Source organism: Bacillus sp. GZB, assembly GCF_001975995.1.
In the GTDB taxonomy this organism is placed as follows: domain Bacteria; phylum Bacillota; class Bacilli; order Bacillales; family Bacillaceae; genus Bacillus; species Bacillus velezensis.
Genome location: NZ_MTQG01000010.1, coordinates 1 through 19566, shown reverse-complemented (window position 1 = coordinate 19566; position 19566 = coordinate 1). Strand labels below are relative to the sequence as shown.

Annotated in this window: 15 protein-coding genes, 16 tRNA genes, 2 rRNA genes and 1 riboswitch; of the genes, 2 read left to right on the top strand and 31 right to left on the bottom strand. The window is 47.7% G+C overall.

The annotated features are described in order from the left end of the window. Positions 1-2: 2 nt before the first annotated feature. From BXO87_RS00265 to BXO87_RS00250, 4 genes are all read right to left on the bottom strand, one after another. Positions 3-836, bottom strand: coding sequence for an ABC transporter permease (locus tag BXO87_RS00265; RefSeq protein ID WP_007610243.1), 834 nt, complete (start codon positions 834-836; stop codon positions 3-5). Beyond that, positions 836-1825, bottom strand: coding sequence for an aliphatic sulfonate ABC transporter substrate-binding protein (locus BXO87_RS00260; protein ID WP_038457393.1), 990 nt, complete (start codon positions 1823-1825; stop codon positions 836-838). Before BXO87_RS00260 ends, BXO87_RS00265 begins: the two co-directional genes overlap by 1 nt. 15 nt (positions 1826-1840) lie before the next feature. Then, the gene (locus BXO87_RS00255; protein WP_038457391.1) at positions 1841-2608 is read right to left on the bottom strand and encodes an ABC transporter ATP-binding protein; all 768 of its coding nucleotides are present in this window, start codon (positions 2606-2608) and stop codon (positions 1841-1843) included. A gap of 222 nt (positions 2609-2830) precedes the next feature. Next, positions 2831-3766, bottom strand: coding sequence for an amidohydrolase family protein (locus BXO87_RS00250; protein WP_032874194.1), 936 nt, complete (start codon positions 3764-3766; stop codon positions 2831-2833). Positions 3767-4022: 256 nt separating this feature from the next. Here BXO87_RS00250 and katA point away from each other — a divergent pair, with 256 nt between their 5' ends. After that, positions 4023-5468 (top strand): catalase KatA, encoded by a 1446-nt coding sequence (gene katA, locus BXO87_RS00245; protein ID WP_003155420.1) that lies wholly within the window; start codon positions 4023-4025, stop codon positions 5466-5468. Between the two features lie 71 nt (positions 5469-5539). On the opposite strand, the gene BXO87_RS00240 is transcribed toward katA, so the two are convergent. The 6 genes from BXO87_RS00240 to BXO87_RS00215 all read right to left on the bottom strand — a co-directional run bounded on the left by BXO87_RS00240 (position 5540) and on the right by BXO87_RS00215 (position 11327). Continuing rightward, complete coding sequence (locus BXO87_RS00240; protein ID WP_015417084.1) at positions 5540-6505, bottom strand: ABC transporter ATP-binding protein; 966 nt, start codon at positions 6503-6505, stop codon at positions 5540-5542. Next, complete coding sequence (locus tag BXO87_RS00235) at positions 6498-7484, bottom strand: ABC transporter ATP-binding protein (protein ID WP_038457390.1); 987 nt, start codon at positions 7482-7484, stop codon at positions 6498-6500. The genes BXO87_RS00240 and BXO87_RS00235 overlap by 8 nt, the downstream gene beginning before the upstream one ends. Then, positions 7481-8386: an oligopeptide ABC transporter permease gene (opp4C, locus tag BXO87_RS00230; RefSeq protein ID WP_038457388.1), complete on the bottom strand. Its 906-nt coding sequence runs from the start codon at positions 8384-8386 to the stop codon at positions 7481-7483. The genes BXO87_RS00235 and opp4C overlap by 4 nt, the downstream gene beginning before the upstream one ends. Positions 8387-8398: 12 nt before the next feature. Continuing rightward, entirely contained in the window at positions 8399-9355 is a 957-nt protein-coding gene (locus BXO87_RS00225; RefSeq protein ID WP_038457386.1) for an ABC transporter permease, read from the bottom strand. 68 nt (positions 9356-9423) lie between these two features. Next, entirely contained in the window at positions 9424-11145 is a 1722-nt protein-coding gene (locus BXO87_RS00220) for an ABC transporter substrate-binding protein (protein ID WP_038457384.1), read from the bottom strand. Positions 11146-11147: 2 nt separating this feature from the next. Continuing rightward, complete coding sequence (locus tag BXO87_RS00215) at positions 11148-11327, bottom strand: FbpB family small basic protein (RefSeq protein ID WP_038457383.1); 180 nt, start codon at positions 11325-11327, stop codon at positions 11148-11150. A gap of 259 nt (positions 11328-11586) precedes the next feature. Here BXO87_RS00215 and BXO87_RS00210 point away from each other — a divergent pair, with 259 nt between their 5' ends. Next, entirely contained in the window at positions 11587-12942 is a 1356-nt protein-coding gene (locus tag BXO87_RS00210) for an FAD-binding oxidoreductase (protein ID WP_038460670.1), read from the top strand. A gap of 40 nt (positions 12943-12982) precedes the next feature. On the opposite strand, the gene thiC is transcribed toward BXO87_RS00210, so the two are convergent. The 21 genes from thiC to BXO87_RS00105 form a co-directional block, all read right to left on the bottom strand. Then, positions 12983-14755, bottom strand: coding sequence for a phosphomethylpyrimidine synthase ThiC (gene thiC, locus BXO87_RS00205; RefSeq protein WP_038457382.1), 1773 nt, complete (start codon positions 14753-14755; stop codon positions 12983-12985). Between the two features lie 121 nt (positions 14756-14876). Next, positions 14877-14987: riboswitch (TPP riboswitch) on the bottom strand. 49 nt (positions 14988-15036) lie between these two features. After that, positions 15037-15735, bottom strand: coding sequence for a Type 1 glutamine amidotransferase-like domain-containing protein (locus BXO87_RS00200; RefSeq protein WP_038457381.1), 699 nt, complete (start codon positions 15733-15735; stop codon positions 15037-15039). Positions 15736-15820: 85 nt separating this feature from the next. Beyond that, positions 15821-17392 carry a Na+/H+ antiporter NhaC family protein gene (locus BXO87_RS00195; RefSeq protein ID WP_038457379.1) on the bottom strand — a complete coding sequence of 524 codons (1572 nt, stop codon included), beginning with the start codon at positions 17390-17392 and terminating at the stop codon, positions 15821-15823. Positions 17393-17539: 147 nt separating this feature from the next. Further along, a tRNA-Leu gene (locus BXO87_RS00190) sits at positions 17540-17621 on the bottom strand. A gap of 245 nt (positions 17622-17866) precedes the next feature. Further along, positions 17867-17955, bottom strand: a tRNA-Leu gene (locus tag BXO87_RS00185). Positions 17956-17962: 7 nt separating this feature from the next. Continuing rightward, positions 17963-18033 (bottom strand) — tRNA-Cys (locus BXO87_RS00180). Positions 18034-18039: 6 nt separating this feature from the next. Continuing rightward, positions 18040-18114: transfer RNA gene (locus BXO87_RS00175), tRNA-Gly, on the bottom strand. 53 nt (positions 18115-18167) lie between these two features. Further along, a tRNA-Gln gene (locus BXO87_RS00170) sits at positions 18168-18239 on the bottom strand. A gap of 9 nt (positions 18240-18248) precedes the next feature. Then, positions 18249-18324, bottom strand: a tRNA-His gene (locus BXO87_RS00165). Between the two features lie 29 nt (positions 18325-18353). Continuing rightward, positions 18354-18427, bottom strand: a tRNA-Trp gene (locus BXO87_RS00160). Positions 18428-18437: 10 nt separating this feature from the next. Further along, positions 18438-18522 (bottom strand) — tRNA-Tyr (locus tag BXO87_RS00155). An 11-nt stretch (positions 18523-18533) separates the two neighbouring features. Next, a tRNA-Thr gene (locus tag BXO87_RS00150) sits at positions 18534-18606 on the bottom strand. Positions 18607-18609: 3 nt separating this feature from the next. Next, positions 18610-18685, bottom strand: a tRNA-Phe gene (locus tag BXO87_RS00145). 10 nt (positions 18686-18695) lie between these two features. Continuing rightward, a tRNA-Asp gene (locus BXO87_RS00140) sits at positions 18696-18772 on the bottom strand. 7 nt (positions 18773-18779) lie between these two features. Beyond that, positions 18780-18856: transfer RNA gene (locus tag BXO87_RS00135), tRNA-Met, on the bottom strand. Between the two features lie 7 nt (positions 18857-18863). Continuing rightward, positions 18864-18939: transfer RNA gene (locus BXO87_RS00130), tRNA-Val, on the bottom strand. Positions 18940-18949: 10 nt separating this feature from the next. Then, positions 18950-19021: transfer RNA gene (locus BXO87_RS00125), tRNA-Glu, on the bottom strand. A gap of 36 nt (positions 19022-19057) precedes the next feature. Beyond that, positions 19058-19148: transfer RNA gene (locus BXO87_RS00120), tRNA-Ser, on the bottom strand. Between the two features lie 5 nt (positions 19149-19153). After that, positions 19154-19228 (bottom strand) — tRNA-Asn (locus BXO87_RS00115). 9 nt (positions 19229-19237) lie between these two features. Next, a 5S ribosomal RNA gene (gene rrf / locus BXO87_RS00110) occupies positions 19238-19353 on the bottom strand. Between the two features lie 102 nt (positions 19354-19455). Further along, positions 19456-19566, bottom strand: a 23S ribosomal RNA gene (locus tag BXO87_RS00105); the annotation flags it as partial.

Sequence of the window (19566 nt, the reverse complement as noted above, 5' to 3'; positions counted from 1 at the left end):
GGTTACCCTTCATAACTGTTCCGCCATTTTAATAGTTTCCGTTCGAGCATTCTGACCAATGCATCTGTCAGCTTGCCGACAGCCGCAAAAATGATAATGCCGACAAACACCTTATTTGTCTGTGAAAATTGTCTGGCATCCATAATCATATAACCGACGCCCTCGCTCGATCCCATCAGTTCCGCCACCACAAGACCGAGCCACGCAATGCCCAGAGAGAGCCTGATGCCGAGCAGGATATTCGGCAGAGATGCCGGAAGAATTAATTTCGTCATCTGCTGATACCAGTTAAATTCCAGCACCCGCGCGACGTCAAACAGCTTCGCGTCCACACTGCGGATTCCGAGAAACGTATTAATGTACACGGGGAAAAAAGCCCCCAATGCGATCAGCAGAATTTTTGATGTCTCATCAAATCCGAACCACAAAATGAACAGAGGAGTCACGGCCAAGTGCGGAACCGTTCTGAGCATTTGCAGAGACGGATCAAGATATGCTTCCGTCCGCTTTGAGAAACCGACCAGCAGCCCGAAAACAATTCCGAGGCCAGCGCCAAGCAGAAATCCGGCAGCCGCCCGGTATAAGCTGATCTCTAAATGACCCCAAAGTTCACCTGAAAGAAGAAGTTCCTGAAACGTCTGCAAGATGACGACAGGCGACGGGAGCACCGTGGCCGAGACGATGCCCAGACTTGCGATAAACTGCCATACTGCGATGACCGCAGCCGGGAGTACAACCCCCTTCATCCATTGGTATGAATACTTCCGGGATCTTGCCAGAGCTTTCTTTTCTGATTGGCTTATTGCGCCGGCAGCCGTTGATGCTTCTGCTTTCATTACTTGCCATCCCCCGTTTCAAGCGCTTTTTTAATAAATGAATTGTCAACAACGTCTTTTACATGAATTTTCTTATGAATCGCTTTTGTTTGATATTGAAAATCAGCGGTTTCCTGCTGGGCTTTGACAATATCATCATTGATCGGTTCATTGAGAGGCTCAGTATTGTTAAGCACGTTTCTGACGACTTTCGGATCAAGATGTTTGATTTTCGCATATAAGGAGACAGCTTCATCTTTGTGTTCCTTTTGCCATGTAACTGCTTTATTGAACACTTTCAGAAAACGGACCACCTCATCCGGGTGTTCTTTGGAAAATCCCGTTCTGACTAACGTGAAACCGGGAGAATATAAATCTGTGCTTTCTCCGTTCGCCAATATTTCCGCCCCGTGCTGCAGCGTTTCAATCGACAAATACGGCTCCCAAATGGACCATGCGTCAACTGATTTGTTTTCAAAAGCGGAAACCGCCTCATCAGGCTGAAGCTGGATGATGGTGACATCATCGGCGGAAAGCCCCGCTTTATCTAAAGCTTTATAGAGAAAATCAAAGCCGCTGCTGCCTTTGGCTACGGCGATTTTTTTACCTCTCAATTCTTTCAGGCTCTGAATCCCGCTGCCCTTGTTTACGAGAATGCCGTTTGCCTTTAACCCGTCCTGAGACAGCCCGATCTCTTTAAAATCAATTCCTGCCGCCTGACCGGAAATGACCGGTGAATTGCCGACCTGGGAAAAATCAAGCTTATCGGCGGCAAGACCTTCAAATTGCGGAGGACCGCTTTGGAATTCGACCCATTTTACTTTTATTCCGTCTTTTTTGAAGGCCTCTTCAAACCAGCCTTTTTCCTTGGCAATGAGAAGCGGGCTTAAACTCTGCTGGATGCCGATCCGGATTTCTTTCACCATTTTCCCGCTCCCTCCTGTCCCGTTTGCACTGCATCCGGCTGATATCATGACTGCTGCGGCTAAAAGAATGATGATTTTTTTCACTTCGCTTCGTCCCTTCTATATCCCGGACCCATCCGCAAACCGGAGGTCTTCCGTTTTCTCAAAATCCGAAAGCACCTTCTGCCGGACGGCCTGAAAATCCGCTGACGTCCGATTGCGCGGATGCGGAAGCTGAATCGGCATCAGGCTGTGCAGCCGGCCGGGCTTTGCCCTGAGGATCGCCAGCTTATCGCCTAAATAGACGGATTCATCAATATCATGCGTGACCAGAATCATCGTCGTTTTTTTCTCGCGCCATATATCAAGCAGCACATCCTGCAAATGTTTTCTCGTAAAAGCGTCAAGCGCCCCGAACGGTTCATCTAAAAGCAGCACCTCCGGCTCGCGCAAAAGAGCTCTGGCGATGGCAACCCGCTGCGACATGCCGCCGGATAATTCGCGCGGATAAGCGTTCTCCGCTCCCTGCAGCCTGACAACCTCAATCAGATCATCCACTTTTTTCCGAACGGCCGGGTCGTTCATATTGAGATCGGCAGCGATGTTTTGTTTTACCGTCAGCCAGGGAAACAGCCGGTGCTCCTGAAAGATAAATCCCTGCCGGATGCCCGGTCCCGACACATTGCGGCCGTTTATTGTGACAGAGCCTTTATAATCGGTATCAAGACCGGCAATCAATTTTAAAAGCGTGCTTTTGCCGCATCCGCTCGGACCGATGACAGTCAAAAATTCTCCCGATGCAATTGACAGCTCAATATCATTCAGCACCGGCGTTTTCCGGCCTTCATGCTCAAAAGCTTTTTCTTGTATGCTGATGGTTACAGCCATCTGTCTTCCCCTCTCTTTCTGCCGCGTGCGATCGAAAAACAAAAAGGCCCCCATCTCCGATTGCTTGCAGAGATGGGAGCCTTCGGCGGTCCGATCGGCAACCCGTTTGTTTTTAAATTTGAATATCATGTTAATTCAAATTATTCCGACTTGTCAACTGTTTTTTATAAGGATTAAAATACGCCCTCCGGCATAACCCCGCCAGAGAGCGCATCGGCTGTATCACGTATTTACTTCCTTTTCTTGACGGGCGATTTTCAATAATGTCCGCGCGTTGTTGCCGAAAATGTTTTCTATATCTTCTTCCCGCATATTGATTTCCCGGCAGGTCCTCACCTGCTCCTGAAGATATCTGTATACATATCCTCTCGGAAATCCGTTCGAATCCGTCCCGAAGATGATCCGTTCAGCACCGATTAATTCAGATGTCTTTCGAAACAGAATTTCCAAATCAAGCGGGTACGGCATCCACCTCATCCACTGATTTGAGCCGGACGTGTCAATATACACATTCGGGCAGCTCCAGCACAGCTGCAGCAGTTCCTGATAATATCCGGCGCCGAAATGCGGAATGATGAACGGTATATCAGCATACTCTCTCGCGACGCGATAGATGGAGAGCGGGTTGATGTTGCGATGGCTGACAATGCCCCCCGCTCTTCCTAAAAGCCCAAAGTGAATTAATACAGGCAGCCTTTTGTCAGCTAAATAAGTCCACAGCTTTTTCAGCGACGGATCATGAAAATCGATGTCTGTCAGCGGCCCGAACAGTTTATATCCTTTCAGACCGAGCTCTTCTACCGCTCTTTTCAGCTCTTCATACGCATCCTCCCGCTCCAAAGGATGATATGCAAATCCGGTAAATCTCGCGGGATTGGCTTGAATAAACGCCGCCATCCGGTCATTGCTCTCTGCTGTTAAAAAATTCAGCACGTCAATGCCGTACTTATCTAATTCATTCTCCCATCTTGTCATCAAAGCGATTTCGCCCTCATCGCCATCAACATCATGCGGATCAGGAAAGTCCCAAGTCAGATTCATTCTTTCTGACCGCTCCCGGTTATAATCGGAAAATGTCTTATCGTTTTTGCCAAAATAAAGGCTGTACGGCAGATGACCGTGAATATCGACAGGTTTAAAATGCTGCCGGAAAAGCATACAATCGCCGCCTCCCTAACCGCCTGACAATAGAAAAAGGCCCTTATCCAGTGAAGAATAAGAGCCTCTTGTGTCCAAGTCAGCGGTTTCTATTTTTTCTCATCTTAAACTCATTATTCCCGTCAGTCAAGTAGGTTTTCAAAACCAGACTCTTTTTTCGATAATAAAAATAATTATTTTATAATCATTATAAAATAATATTGACTTTTTACTGATAGGTGATATTATATTTTTATAAATCTAAAGAGGTGATCACATGAGTTCAAATAAATTGACAACCAGCTGGGGCGCTCCTGTCGGAGATAACCAAAACTCAATGACGGCCGGCGATCGCGGTCCTGCTTTAATACAAGACGTCCATCTGCTTGAGAAATTGGCGCACTTTAACAGAGAACGCGTTCCCGAGCGTGTCGTTCACGCAAAAGGCGCGGGCGCACACGGTTATTTTGAAGTCACAAATGACGTTACAAAATATACGAAAGCCGCATTTCTGTCAGAAGTCGGTAAACGCACGCCGCTCTTCATCCGTTTCTCAACCGTTGCGGGCGAACTGGGCTCTAGTGACACAGTGCGCGACCCGCGCGGATTTGCCGTTAAGTTTTATACAGAAGAAGGAAACTACGACATCGTCGGAAACAATACACCCGTGTTCTTCATCCGCGATGCCATCAAGTTCCCTGACTTTATCCATACACAAAAAAGAGATCCGAGAACACATCTGAAAAATCCGACGGCCGTTTGGGATTTCTGGTCTCTGTCGCCGGAATCCCTGCACCAGGTAACCATTCTGATGTCAGACCGGGGCATTCCGGCGACTCTTCGCCATATGCACGGATTCGGAAGCCATACATTTAAATGGACAAATGATAAAGGCGAAGGCGTCTGGATTAAATATCACTTTAAAACAGAGCAAGGCGTGAAAAACCTTGATGTTAATACAGCCGCAAAAATCGCGGGCGAAAATCCCGATTACCATACGGAAGATTTGTTCAATGCGATTGAAAACGGCGATTTCCCCGCATGGAAATTATATGTTCAAATCATGCCGTTAGAAGACGCAAACACATATCGCTTTGATCCGTTTGACGTCACAAAAGTATGGTCTCAAAAAGACTATCCGCTCATTGAAGTCGGCCGCATGGTTCTGAACCGCAATCCGGAAAATTACTTTGCGGAAGTAGAACAGGCGACGTTCTCTCCCGGCACATTAGTCCCCGGCGTCGACGTCTCACCTGACAAAATGCTTCAAGGCCGGTTGTTCGCATACCATGACGCGCATCGCTACCGTGTCGGCGCGAACCATCAGGCGCTGCCGATCAACCGTTCCCGCAATGAAGTGAAAAACTATCAGCGTGACGGACAAATGCGTTTTGATGATAACGGCGGCCGCTCCGTCTATTACGAGCCTAACAGCTTCGGCGGCCCGAAAGAGTCACCTGAAGATAAACAGGCGGCATATCCTGTATCAGGTTTCGCTGACAGTGTAAGCTATAATCATCATGATCATTACACACAAGCCGGCGACCTGTACCGCCTGATGAGCGAGGAAGAGCGCGCGCGCCTTGTCGCCAATATCGTCAGTGCGATGAAACCTGTGGAAAAAGAAGAAATTAAGCTGCGCCAGATCGGCCACTTCTACAAGGCTGATCCTGAGTACGGCAGACGCGTTGCCGAAGGACTCGGACTGCCATCACCAAAATAACATCAAAAAACCTGCCGGTCTGCCCGGCAGGTTTTTCCTGTTTATTATCAATAAAACCGTTTTTTTCTCAATTACACGAAGTGGCATGCCGCAAAATGATGAAGCCCTTTTTCTGACAGCGCCGGACTTTTCTCAGCACATATCTTCTTGGCTGCCGGGCATCTCGTTCGGAATTTACAGCCTGAAGGCGGATCAGAGGGGCTCGGTATATCACCCTTTAAAATTATCCGCTCCCTTTTCGCTCCGGGATCAGGAACAGGCACGGCTGATAACAGCGCTTTCGTATAAGGGTGAAGCGGCCGTGAAAAGAGCTCCTCCTTTGACGCGTATTCCACAATCGTCCCTAAATACATAATGGCGACCTTCGTACATAAGTGCTCCACCACGCTTAAATCATGAGAAATGAACAAATATGACAGCCCGTGCTGTTTTTGAAGGCTGCTGAACAAATTGATCATCTGCGCCTGGATGGAGACATCTAACGCCGCCACGGGTTCATCCATAATGATAAATTGCGGCTTGAGCGCCATCGCTCTTGCAATCACGATCCGCTGCCGCTGCCCTCCGGAAAATTCATGCGGATATCGATCGATAAAGTTTGCGGAAAGTCCGCAGGCTTCAAGAACTTCCGCCGCTTTATCACGCGCGTTCCGCTTTACCGCCAATTGATGCTCGATCATCGCTTCACCGATGGCTTCTCCGATCCGGCGCCGGGGATTTAAAGAACTGAACGGATCTTGAAAAATGAGCTGCGCTTCCGATCTGAAAGTTTTGAGCTCGCGCCGGCTCATCCGAAACACATCACGCCCCTGAAAAAACACCTCTCCCTCTGTTTTTTCATGAAGCCTCAAAATGGTCTTGCCGATTGATGACTTTCCGCTGCCCGATTCTCCCGCTAAGCCGAACACTTCTCCCTTTCCTATCGTAAAACTGACACCGTCAACTGCTTTTACGGGATTTTTGCGGGTCTTTCTCATCCCCCCATGCTCCTCGTAATATTTTTTCAGCCCCTTGACCTCCAGCAACACATCACTCATCCGCTTTCTCCTCTCTATAAAGCCAGCACGCCGCCTGATGCCCCTTCCCGAATTCAGTAAAATTCGGGCTCGATTTCCAGCATATTTCCGTGCTGTGTTCACATCGGTCCGCAAAATAACAAGACGATCCCGACAGGTCCGCAAGCTCGGGGACCTGCCCCGGAATGGTGTACAGCATCTCCCTTCTTTGACCGATAACCGGCTTGGCCGCGAGCAGCCCTTTCGTATACGGATGCTTCGGATCAGAAAACAGCTTTGCAACCGGTCCTTCCTCCACAATTTTTCCCGCATACATGACAATCACATAATCAGCCATTTCAGCAACCACGCCAAGGTCATGAGTAATGAATAAAATAGACGTGCGAAATTGCTTTTTCATATCCCGCAATAAATCCAATATCTGCGCCTGAATGGTTACGTCAAGCGCTGTCGTCGGCTCGTCGGCAATGATCAATTTCGGTTCGCAGCTTAGCGCGACAGCCGTCATGATGCGCTGCAGCATGCCGCCGCTCAGCTCATGAGGATATCGGTGCATAACCTGCTCGGCATGCGGGATCTCCACTAACGTGATCAGTTCAACGGCCTTCCGCCACGCTTCTTTCTTACTCAGCAACAAATGTTCGCGAATCGGTTCGGTCAGCTGCTCACCGATCGTAAACACCGGATTCAAAGATGTCATCGGTTCCTGAAATATCATCCCGATTTCGCTGCCGCGGATTTTCTGCATGTCTTTTGGTTTCAATTCCAACAGGTTCCGTCCGGAAAAATGCACCGCTCCCCGTTCGATTCTCCCCGTCTCGGGAAGAAGCTGCATAATGGACAATGACGCCATGCTTTTCCCGCAGCCGGACTCCCCTACAATACAAACCGTTTCCTCCTCATGTATCGTAAAGCTGACATCGTCCACGGCCCTTACCGCCCCCTCCTCTGTATAAAAAGCCGTTTCCAAATGCCTTACTTCTAAAAGCGGTTTTTTCATTTCATTTTCACCTGCCGTTTTACCTTAGGATCAAAAGCGTCTCTTAAACCGTCTCCAAGCAGATGAATCGCCACAACGGTCAGAAAAATGGCCGTTCCCGGCGGAATCCACAGCCACGGGCGGAGTGTAAAATCCATAAAATGATTCGCCGCTTCCATCATGTTTCCCCAAGAAGGTGTCGGCGGAGCAACGCCAAGCCCGAGAAAACTCAGCGCCGATTCACTCAGCATCGCTCCCGCCACATGCAAAGTCGCCGCTACCAGTAATAACGGCAATGTATTGGGAAGCAAATGATAGAGGATTTTCCGTTTATCACTAAGCCCCAAAACTTCCGCGGCCATCATAAACGGCTGCTCCTTCAGCGACAAAATCTGTCCGCGTACAAGCCGCGCCAAACCGGGCCATCCGATCAGGCTTAACATCATCATAATCAGGTACATTCTGTATTCAGAAGGCACTTTCCACTCCGACATCACCGCAGCCAAAATCAAAAGCAGCGGCAGTCCCGGGATGGACATGAGCATATCAGCGATGCGCATAATGATCATATCAGCGGCTCCCCGATAAAATCCGGCCGCAGCCCCGAGTAAAGAACCGATGACAAGCGACAGCACCATTGAAGCAAGCCCCACAGTCAGAGAAATCTGCCCCGCCAGCATCAGCCTCGTCAGCACATCTCTCCCGTACTGGTCGGTTCCCAGCCAATGATGGATTCCCGGCTGCTGATTGGCATTTGAAATATCCGTCCGATCTGTTATGTACGGAGAAAAAGACGGCCCGATAAAGCACAATAAAAACATAAAACATAAGAAAAGAAGACTGACGACCGTCAGCTTATGCTGCAGCAGGCGGCGGTACGTCTGCTTCCAAAGAGAAGGCGGCACCCCTTTTTGTTTTTTCATTCCGAACACCCCCTATTTCAGCCTGACCCGCGGATCAACCGCGGCATAAGCGATATCCGCCAAGAAGTTCCCCACAATCGTTAAACAAGACAAAAACAAGGTAAACGCCATCAAAACCGGATAATCACGATAATGCACAGATTCCAGCTGAATACGTCCGACACCCGGCCACCCGAAAATCTGTTCAATAATGATGGCTCCGGAAAACAGTCCCGGCAGTTCAAAAGCAAGCAGGGTGATGGCCGGAATGAGCGCGTTTTTCAACGCATGTTTCCAGATGACGGTGCGCTCTTTCAATCCCTTCGCTCTCGCCGTTCTGATATAATCCTGTCTGATCACGTCCAGCATGCCGGAGCGGAAATACCTTGTCAGCGCGCCGATGCCGAGCATAGATAAAATCACGACCGGAAGAATCATATGTCTGGCGGCTTCAAGCACGTACGAAAAACCTGTACTCGTGCTTCCGGTATCAATCATCCCGCCGACGGGCAATATTTTCAAATCCACCCCAAACCACTTAATAAACAGAAGGCTGATAAAAAAAGACGGGAACGCCATGGAAGCAAAAACAAGAAACGTCACGCTCCCGTCAAACCATGAGTATTTCCTGACAGCGGATATGACACCCGTTATCATCGCGGCTGACCATGTGACAAGCAACGCCAAAAACGCGACAAAAAACGAATTCCAGACATATTTCCGAAGCAGTGACAGGACGTTCTCCTGATATTTCAAAGAAAACCCAAAATCTCCGCTGAGCACATTTCCGAGCCACGTCACATAGCGCTGCCAAATCGGCTGATCCAGCCCGTAAAGCGCTTTTAACTCCTTCGCTCTTTCCGGAGTCAGATTGACATTGGAATCAATATAGTCGCCCGGCAGCATGGCGAATAAGAAAAAAATAATAAAGGACGTACCGAATAAGATCACAAGCATTTGAATGAATCGTTCTGCGGCATACCGTTTCATAAAAAGCCCCTCCTTTCCGCTGAAAGGGCAAAATCCCCAGGATGCACCGGGTATTTTGCCCAACCGTTCTATTGAATTGAGACATTTGAGAGACTTGAACTGATTCCAGAATAATTGTCAGGCTCAAGCCCTTTTATTTTTCCGCTGACCGCCCTTGCGCTCTGACGGTAATGAATCAGAATGTAAGGCGGGTTTTCCCCGAGCTCCCGGTACAGCTGGTGATAAATCTCTTTTCTTTTGCTGATATCAAGCGTGCCGGCTCCTTTCTCTATCAGCCGGTCCGCTTTCGGATTGGAATATCCCGTTACATTATTGGGATGGCCGGAAGCCAGCTTTTCCACCGTGTCATTCGGATCAAGAATCTGCGAGGTGGAAACGGCGGCAAGGTCATATTGTTTGTCATTTATTTTCGCTACTTCCGTATTAAAATCCATCACTTCCGGTTTTAATGCGATTCCGATGTCCGCGTAATTTTCTTTCGCGATCGGGATGAAATCATCATCCGCTTTAGACGTGTAATAGCTGATTTCAAGCTTTTTGCCGTTTTTTTCACGTACACCGTCTTTGCCCGTTTTCCAGCCTGCTTCATCGAGAAGCTTTTTGGCTTTTTCAGGGTTAAACGCGTACCGATTGACACCTTTGTCATCATAAGCCCACGAAACCGGAGACACCGGAACATTTGCGACCTCTCCGTAGCGTTTAAAGCGGACATCGACGATTTTTTGACGGTCAAGTCCGTAAATAAGCGCCTGGGACACTTTCTTATCTTGAAAAGGCGGACGCTTGTGATTGACGTACACAAGCCCGTAATCATTCACGACAGATACGCTTATATTGGCAAAACCGAGACTTTTTAAGTGCTGAACCGTATCATCATCAGGTGAGAAAGAAGCGTAATCAAGGTCACCCGTTTCAAACAGCTGAAGGGAAGTTGACGGATCGATAATTTTATAAATCAGCTTTTCCGTTTTCGGTTTTCCGGCATAATAGTGTTCATTAGCCTGATAGCGTATTTCCTGTCCCGGAAGATATTCTGTAAATTGGTAAGGCCCCGCTCCGAGCGGTTTGGCATAAAGCTCTTTTAAATAGTCCAGTTTGCCGAATCGATAATTCTTTCCGTAGTAAGCTTCTGACAGCACCTGCCCGCCTAAAAGAAGCAGCGACTTCGCACTGACTTTCTCAGTCGTGATTTGAATGGTTCTGTCATCAAGGACGCGAATGCCTTCTATCGTCTTTGCCTTTCCTTCTTTGTAAGCCTTGCCGCCTTTAATATAGGCCGTGGTGATATCTTCATAGCCCGCGTATGCAGGATCATGCAGCAGTGTTAAAGTGAATGCGGCATCCTTTGCGGTCAGCGGTGAACCGTCGCTGAAAACGAGATTTTTTCTTAAACGGAACGTGTATGTAAGCTGATCTTTGGAAATTTTCCAGCTTTCCGCAAGAGCCGGGGCAGGCTTCCCCGTTTTATCCAGTTTGACTAACGGTTCAAAAATAGGATCTGTCGCATTTCCGTCCCAGCCGTTTTCGTAAAAGTACGGCAGAAACACGCCGCCCGGCGCGGAAATCCCAGCAACAAAAGTGTCAGTTCTGGCTTTCGATTTAGCGGGAATCGCCGCCGGATGAGAAGCTTTAAATTCCTTTGTCTTGACATGGGCGATACGTGTTTCATCCTTTTTATCCGCCGCAGATGACGGTTCTTCTCCAGCACTCCCTAACGCGCACCCTGATAACATGATGGATACCGACAGCCCGAGTACCGTTGTTTTTATCCTCCATTTTCTCTCCTTCATCTTTATCGAACCCCCGCATGCTTTTCATCTATCTTTATATAAATCTGCTCCATCTGTTCCTCATTTCTCATAATCTCCCGTTTGTTTTTCTCTACAAGCAGTTCGAAATTCAATGTGCGTTTTCTGTACTTTTTTCGTTTTTTGCTCTGTTTGCGCACATGTGATACCTTTTTTAACGCCACTTTTCATCCCTCCGCTTTTCATTTCATTCAATGACTTTCACGCAAAAAAGGCCCTTATCTGTTTAAAAGATAAGAGCCTTCGGTGATCCGATCAGCCATCGTTTGGAAATATGTAATGATTATGTTAATTCACACAATCCCTACCTGTCAACTATAATTTAAAATATCGTTTCCTTCCGGGGGTTTTCCTCATACACTCTCTCATTTTTCCGCATATGCTAGAAAACATAGCAGATTACAAGTGAAAGTGAGTGAGAATGTGGAAAAGACAACATTGACCGGTCGCATCGTCAAAAAAGATGACCCGGACTATAATGCTGCGAGAACCAATATCAATTTAAGCCTGCAAAGATATCCAGACATCATTGTGTTTTGTCAAAATAAACATGACGCCCTCAATGCGCTGAGATGGGCACGTGAGAACAATGTGCCTTTCCGTATCAGAGGCGGAAGACACAGCTACGAAAATTTTTCCCTGTTAAATGACGGACTAGTCATTGATCTCAGTGAAATGAAGAAAATAAGAGTAAATGAGGATAAGCGGCTGGTCTCGATTGAAGCGGGAGCCGAATTGGGGGAAGTCTACCGGACACTCTGGCGGTACGGCTTGACCCTTCCTGCGGGAACCATTGCGAATGTGGGAATCACGGGGCTGACGCTCGGGGGAGGAATCGGATATTTAACAAGGACAGCCGGACTTACTTGCGATCGTCTCCTCCAGCTCGAAATGATCATAGCAGACGAAAAAGCGGGTGCTGACTTGATCACAGTCAATCGTTCAAAGCACTCTGATCTATTTTGGGCGTCTCAGGGAGGAGGGGGAGGCAACTTCGGCATTGTCACATCCATGATGTTTAAAGCCGTGCCGATCTCGTGCGTATCTGTTTTTTCTGTCACTTGGGGCTGGGATGATTTTGAGGAAGTATTTAACACATGGCAGCGCTGGGCTCCATTTACAGACAACCGGCTTACCTCATCAATTCAGTTTTGGCCTAAGGAAGTAAACCGCATAGAAGCGCTCGGTCAATTTACCGGGACAAAGGATGAGCTGAAAGAACTGCTGGCTCCGTTAATGAAAGCGGGAAAACCGACAAGCGGCATGGTCAAGACAGTGCCATTTATTAAAGCGGCAGCCTTTTTTAACAGCCCGGGAGGCAATCAGCCGCAAAAGATGAAGCGGTCAGGATCCTTTATTGAAAAACCATTATCAACACGCGCGATTTCCACTTTAAAGCGCTATTTAGAGCACGCTCCGAACGAAAACGCCAGTGTCTGGCAGCAATCTCTCGGCGGGGCGGCCGGACGGATCGCTCCGGACCAAACGGCATTCTACTATCGCAACGCAATCATTGCCCAAGAATATATTACAACTTGGACATCTGCTGAAGAAGAAAGACAAAATGTCCGCTGGATCGAAGGATTGAGAACGTCCCTATCAAGAGAAACGATGGGAGATTACGTGAATTGGCCTGATAGAGAAATCAGAAACTGGCTGCAAACATATTACGGAGAAAATGTTCACCGCCTCCGTCAAGTCAAAACGAAATATGATCCCGAAAATATATTCCGCTTTGAGCAGAGCATTCCGCCGCTTCGCCGTTCACCGTTTTTCTAAAAAAGATGAAGATGGGCAAACTCCATCTTCATCTTTTCTTTTATTGATATAAGCGGCTTCCCTTCTCTGCAAACTCTTTTGCTTTTTCTTTCAGCCCTTCATTGACGGCCTCGTCTTCAGTAAGTCCGTTTTCCTTCGCATAATCACGAATATCCTGAGAGATTCTCATACTGCAGAACTTCGGACCGCACATCGAACAGAAGTGAGCCGTTTTTGCGCCTTCAGCCGGCAGCGTTTCATCATGATATTCCATTGCTCTTTCAGGATCAAGAGACAAATGAAATTGATCACGCCAACGGAATTCAAACCGCGCCTTAGACAGAGCATCGTCACGGATCTGTGCACCCGGATGCCCTTTAGCAAGGTCTGCGGCATGTGCCGCGATTTTGTACGTAATGACGCCTTCTCTTACATCATCACGATTCGGCAGCCCCAAATGCTCCTTCGGCGTGACATAGCAAAGCATCGCCGTCCCGTACCAGCCGATCATCGCCGCGCCGATTGCTGAAGTAATGTGGTCATAACCCGGAGCGATATCCGTCGTTAATGGCCCGAGCGTGTAAAAAGGAGCCTCTTTACAAATTTCCAGCTGCTTGTCCATGTTTTCCTTAATTTTATGCATCGGCACATGACCCGGTCCTTCGATCATCACTTGCACATCGTGCTTCCACGCAATCTCCGTCAATTCTCCGAGAGTCTCCAATTCCGCAAATTGCGCTTCATCATTGGCATCCGCAATCGAACCGGGGCGAAGCCCGTCACCAAGTGAAAAAGCGATATCATAGGCCTTCATGATTTCACAAATTTCTTCAAAATGCGTGTACAGAAAGCTTTCCTGATGATGAGCGAGGCACCATTGCGCCATAATCGCCCCGCCGCGGGATACGATTCCCGTCGTGCGTTTGGCTGTTAACGGGACGTAACGAAGCAGTACGCCGGCATGGATGGTGAAATAATCCACGCCCTGCTCCGCCTGCTCAATCAATGTGTCACGATAAATGTCCCACGTTAAATCCTCGGCAATGCCATTCACTTTTTCAAGCGCCTGATAAATCGGCACCGTCCCCACAGGCACGGGGCAGTTGCGGATAATCCATTCACGCGTCGTATGAATGTCTTTTCCCGTTGATAAATCCATCATCGTATCGGCGCCCCAGCGAATCGCCCACGTCATTTTTTCGACTTCTTCTTCGATAGAAGATGTAACAGCCGAGTTGCCGATATTGGCATTAATTTTCACATGAAAATTCCGGCCGATAATCATCGGCTCGCTTTCCGGGTGATTGACGTTAGAAGGAATAATCGCCCGTCCGCTCGCCACCTCTTCCCTGACAAATTCGGGAGACACATGCTCGCGAATTGCGATAAACTCCATTTCCGGCGTAATGATGCCTTTTCTCGCATAATGCAATTGTGTTACATTTTTCCCCGGCTTGGCCCGAAGCGGTTTCCGCTGTAGGCCTGGGTATTCGGCAGCATGATCTTCTTTTTTATAACCGTTGTCTTCAGGCTTCACGGTCCGTCCGTTATATTCTTCTACATCTTCGCGCCCGGTAATCCACTTTGTGCGGAGCGCCCCCAGCCCTTCATGAATATCAATTTGTACATCCGGGTCTGTATACGGCCCGCTCGTATCATAAACACGGACCGGCGCATTCTCCTCTTCCCCGAATGCCCCCGTAGTCGCCCTCAGACTGATTTCCCGCATCGGCACTCGTATATCGGGCGAAGAACCTTCTGCATAAACCTTTTTACTGCCGGAAAAACTCGACATAATGGAAATGTTCGCTTGCTGTACTGATTGATTTTGCATACAAATCTCTCCTTTATCATTTGAATAACAGAACCAAGCTCAGCACCAGCATAAAAAAACCGGGTTCAAAGAAGAACCCGGTTTTGCAGTCAGAAAGAAACTATTATTGTTGTCCTCAACAATAATAAAACCTCTACTTCCCCACGCTGGTACGAACCAGATCAGGTCCAAAGGGTTAAGAAGCCGCCGCTTCTCTCTCAGCCCGCTCAGACGGGCACCCCCAGTAACTATTGATTTCGCTCTCATCGTAACACAAGTTGTGTACAAAAAAAAGCATATTATCAAAATTCAGATAATGGGACAGTCATAAGCTCTGTTTCCCGAACGCCTTCTTCGGTATTAAAAACCCGATAACCCTTTGCGGTTTCCCGGGAAGAGACAGCCTGGAACAGCTGACCGTCTTTATAATGAAGCGCAGCGCCGTCATCAGCGGCATAGCCCTCCTTGAGTTTCTTTTCTGAAATCAGACGGTGATACACCGGCCGGCGCTCCGCTTCTCCGTCATAGTGCGGACAAAAGCTGCCCGGCAAAAATCCTAAAGCTCTTAACTCTCTCAAGTCTCCAGCTGAATCCGTCAATCCTTCTTCATACCAGCAAATCGCCCCGGCGCTGAGACCCGCCAACATGATGCCGTTTTCCCAAGCCTCACGAAGAATAAGGTCAAGCCCCCACTCTTTCCATAAGACAAGCATATTGCGCGTATTTCCGCCTCCGACATATATAATATCTTTCTTCATGAGAAAGGATCTGAGATCAGAACCCGGCGGTTTAAACAGCGATAAGTGATCCGGCTCACACCGCAGCTTTTGAAAGGCCTGATAAAACCTGCCGATATAATTCTCCGAATCTCCGCTTGCCGTCGGCAAAAAACAAACTTTCGGCTTTGACCGCGCCGACTGCTCTAAAATATACTGATCCAGCACAAGATGATCCGGCTCCATGGAAAACCCCCCGCCGCCCATTGCAATAATTTGCTTCAATGTCATCACCTCTTTTTTCCTCTAGTATAACAGCTCATAAAAAGGCGTTATCCCAATTTCGGATAACGCCTTCAAAAAGTATTTGTTATCTAAAAAATGAAAACGCACCGTATAACACAACGGAGATCCCAGCGGCGATAAGCGCCGGAACAAGCTTCGAACGGGCATACTTCACAACATCGATCCCCAACACCGTACAGGTTGTCACCGTATTATCACTGAGAGGAGAAGCAAACGCTCCAAATGTTCCGCTCGCAAACACGGCCCCGATCGCTAATAATAAGCTGGTATGTGACTGAACCGCCAGCGTTACGCCGAGCGGCATTAAAAGCCCCCAAGTCCCCCAGGATGACCCGATAAAATAGGATATAACAGCCCCCAGTATAAAAAGAGACGGCGCAATAAACATATGGGGGATCCAGGACGTTAAATGAGAAGTAACATATTTCGAGAATCCCAGGTCTTCAGATACTGCTGTTACGGCCCAAATCAGCGATAACATAATAATAACGTTGACCAATTCGTTTCCGCCCTTAATAAAATGGGTAACAAGCTCGCCTGCATGAAAACGCTGAAACATAAAAAGAGCAAATGCTGCAATAACCGCTGCCAATAATGCGGTTAACATGACGCCAAGCATATCGCTTTTGATAAAAGCATTCAAAAACCCTTGTGCTTTTGAATGGCCGTCCCACCAGCTGAGAAAGAGTGTTAATAGCAAAAACAGCCCGATCGGAATGATTAAATTCCACGGCCGAATCGGTGTTTCCTTAATATAAGCACGGTGCGCCGAATCCAGCTCCTCCTGCTGGTCAGCATGCTCATCACTTTTGAACATTCCCGTATGTCCACCGTGAATATCTGAGATCGTCCCTGTTTCCATGTTGAATGAACCTGAGCCTTTTGAAAGCAACACACCGCTGTTCCGCGGAATCGGTTCCGTGTTTTTGTTATGTTTGCGAGCAGAAGTTTGTCCGTTCTTTTCTGTTTTTTCTAAGCTTTCGTCCGCTTTTTGTTTCTTAAAAAAGCAGTAATAAATTCCGACTAATATAATCACAATGGAGAAAAAATTGAAGGGAATACTTTTCACATAAACCGTGTAAGCCGGCTGATCTATTCCTGACGTTTTGAGGGCCTGTCCGATAATGGAAACCATGTAGCCGACAAATGCCGTTGCTATCGGAATCAAGGCAATGACAGGGTTTGCCGTAAACTCAATGGCATACGCAATTTTCTGTTTCGACAGGTCCAGACGCTTGCTTAAAGCTTTCATGATCGGTGCAATTGTGACGATGCGAAAGTCCGGTTCACTGAACGTGCCAAATGTCGACAGCCATGCAAGCAGCATCGCACCTTTTTTGGTTTTAACTTTTTTACTGATCAAATGGACGAATCCTTTTATCCCGCCGGTCAGCTTTATAATCCCTACAAGACCGGCAAATGAATATAGAAACACAATGATTCTAATATTATTGGTGACGACAATATTACTGATTATATATTGAACCATATGTTCAATCCCGCCAAGCAAGCTGGGATGCAAAAGATAGCTTCCGACCAGCAAACCGACAAACAGACCGGATTGCACTTGCTTTGTAATGATTGAAATGGGAATGACCAGAATAAATGGGATAAGACAAGCCCAAGTCCCTTCCATAAAAAACACCTCTTTCAAAGAACTTGCTGTTAGTATCTTTGAAAAAAGCGGATTTATACAATCTGCACGCGTATCATGTTTTCACAAGCTTTGGAGGATATTTTCATACAACAAAAAAGGCTTCTACATATTGTAGAAGCCTTTGTATACCGGTGGCCGGGGTCGAACCGGCACTCCAGAAGGAACACGATTTTGAGTCGTGCGCGTCTGCCAATTCCGCCACACCGGCATGTAATGCGTCGTGTTCAACCGACGTATATAAATATAACATGTATTTCATAAAACGTCAACGATTTTAGCAAAGTTTTTTTAATGGTAATGCAGTATATACGATACAAGCAAGAAACTTATATTGATAGTCATTACGTTTTTATTATATAAAAAAAGTGATCTGCAATATGCAAATCACTCTCATATATATTTTATAATGTGAAAATTGATGACCAATTTAACATAGTTCGTTCAAAGTTAAATTGGTGCCGAGGGCCGGACTTGAACCGGCACGGTAGTCACCTACCGCAGGATTTTAAGTCCTGTGTGTCTGCCAATTCCACCACCCCGGCAATAGAAAGGCGACACCCGGATTCGAACCGGGGATAAAGGTTTTGCAGACCTCTGCCTTACCACTTGGCTATGCCGCCGTAATTTGGAGCGGAAGACGGGATTCGAACCCGCGACCCCCACCTTGGCAAGGTGATGTTCTACCACTGAACTACTTCCGCAACATGTAAAAGAACTTAATACATCTTATGCTGTTGTTTTTAAAAAAATGCAACTGGGCTAGCTGGATTCGAACCAACGCATGACGGAGTCAAAGTCCGTTGCCTTACCGCTTGGCTATAGCCCAATGATAAAATGGGGCGATTGATGGGAATCGAACCCACGAGTGCCAGAGCCACAATCTGGTGCGTTAACCACTTCGCCACAACCGCCATAATCTGAAGATGAATAAATAAAATAGTGGCAGGGGCAGTAGGAATCGAACCCACACCGGAGGTTTTGGAGACCTCTGTTCTACCGTTAAACTATGCCCCTATTTATAAAATGGTGGAGGGGGGCAGATTCGAACTGCCGAACCCTGAGGGAGCGGATTTACAGTCCGCCGCGTTTAGCCACTTCGCTACCCCTCCATCATTTAGAGTGCCGGCCAGAGGACTTGAACCCCCAACCTACTGATTACAAGTCAGTTGCTCTACCAATTGAGCTAGACCGGCAAATGGTGGCTCGGGACGGAATCGAACCGCCGACACACGGATTTTCAGTCCGTTGCTCTACCAACTGAGCTACCGAGCCTTTTTATAAATGGCGGTCCGGACGGGACTCGAACCCGCGACCTCCTGCGTGACAGGCAGGCATTCTAACCAACTGAACTACCGGACCATTTTTTTGGTTGCGGGGGCAGGATTTGAACCTGCGACCTTCGGGTTATGAGCCCGACGAGCTACCGAACTGCTCCACCCCGCGATGATAATGGTGGAGGATGACGGGCTCGAACCGCCGACCCTCTGCTTGTAAGGCAGATGCTCTCCCAGCTGAGCTAATCCTCCATCATATAAGTGACCCGTACGGGATTCGAACCCGTGTTACCGCCGTGAAAGGGCGGTGTCTTAACCGCTTGACCAACGGGCCCTGGTATTTTTTCGTTTGTTATGTATTGATAATTAGTGGCGGAGAGCAAGGGATTCGAACCCTTGAGACGGGGTTACCGCCTACACGATTTCCAATCGTGCTCCTTCGGCCACTCGGACAGCTCTCCATAAATGGCTCCGCAGGTAGGATTCGAACCTACGACCGATCGGTTAACAGCCGATAGCTCTACCACTGAGCTACTGCGGAATGAAGTCTGCCTGGCGATGTCCTACTCTCACAGGGGGAACCCCCCGACTACCATCGGCGCTGAAGAGCTTAACTTCCGTGTTCGGCATGGGAACGGGTGTGACCTCTTCGCCATCATCACCAGACGTTTTAGTGACATGTATTATTATACTATGTATTTCAGAAAAAGCAAGAGTTTTTTTGAAAAAATTCTCTCAAAACTAGATAACAATAAGCATACATTCAAATTGGTTAAGTCCTCGATCGATTAGTATCTGTCAGCTCCATGTGTCGCCACACTTCCACCTCAGACCTATCAACCTGATCATCTTTCAGGGATCTTACTTCCTTGCGGAATG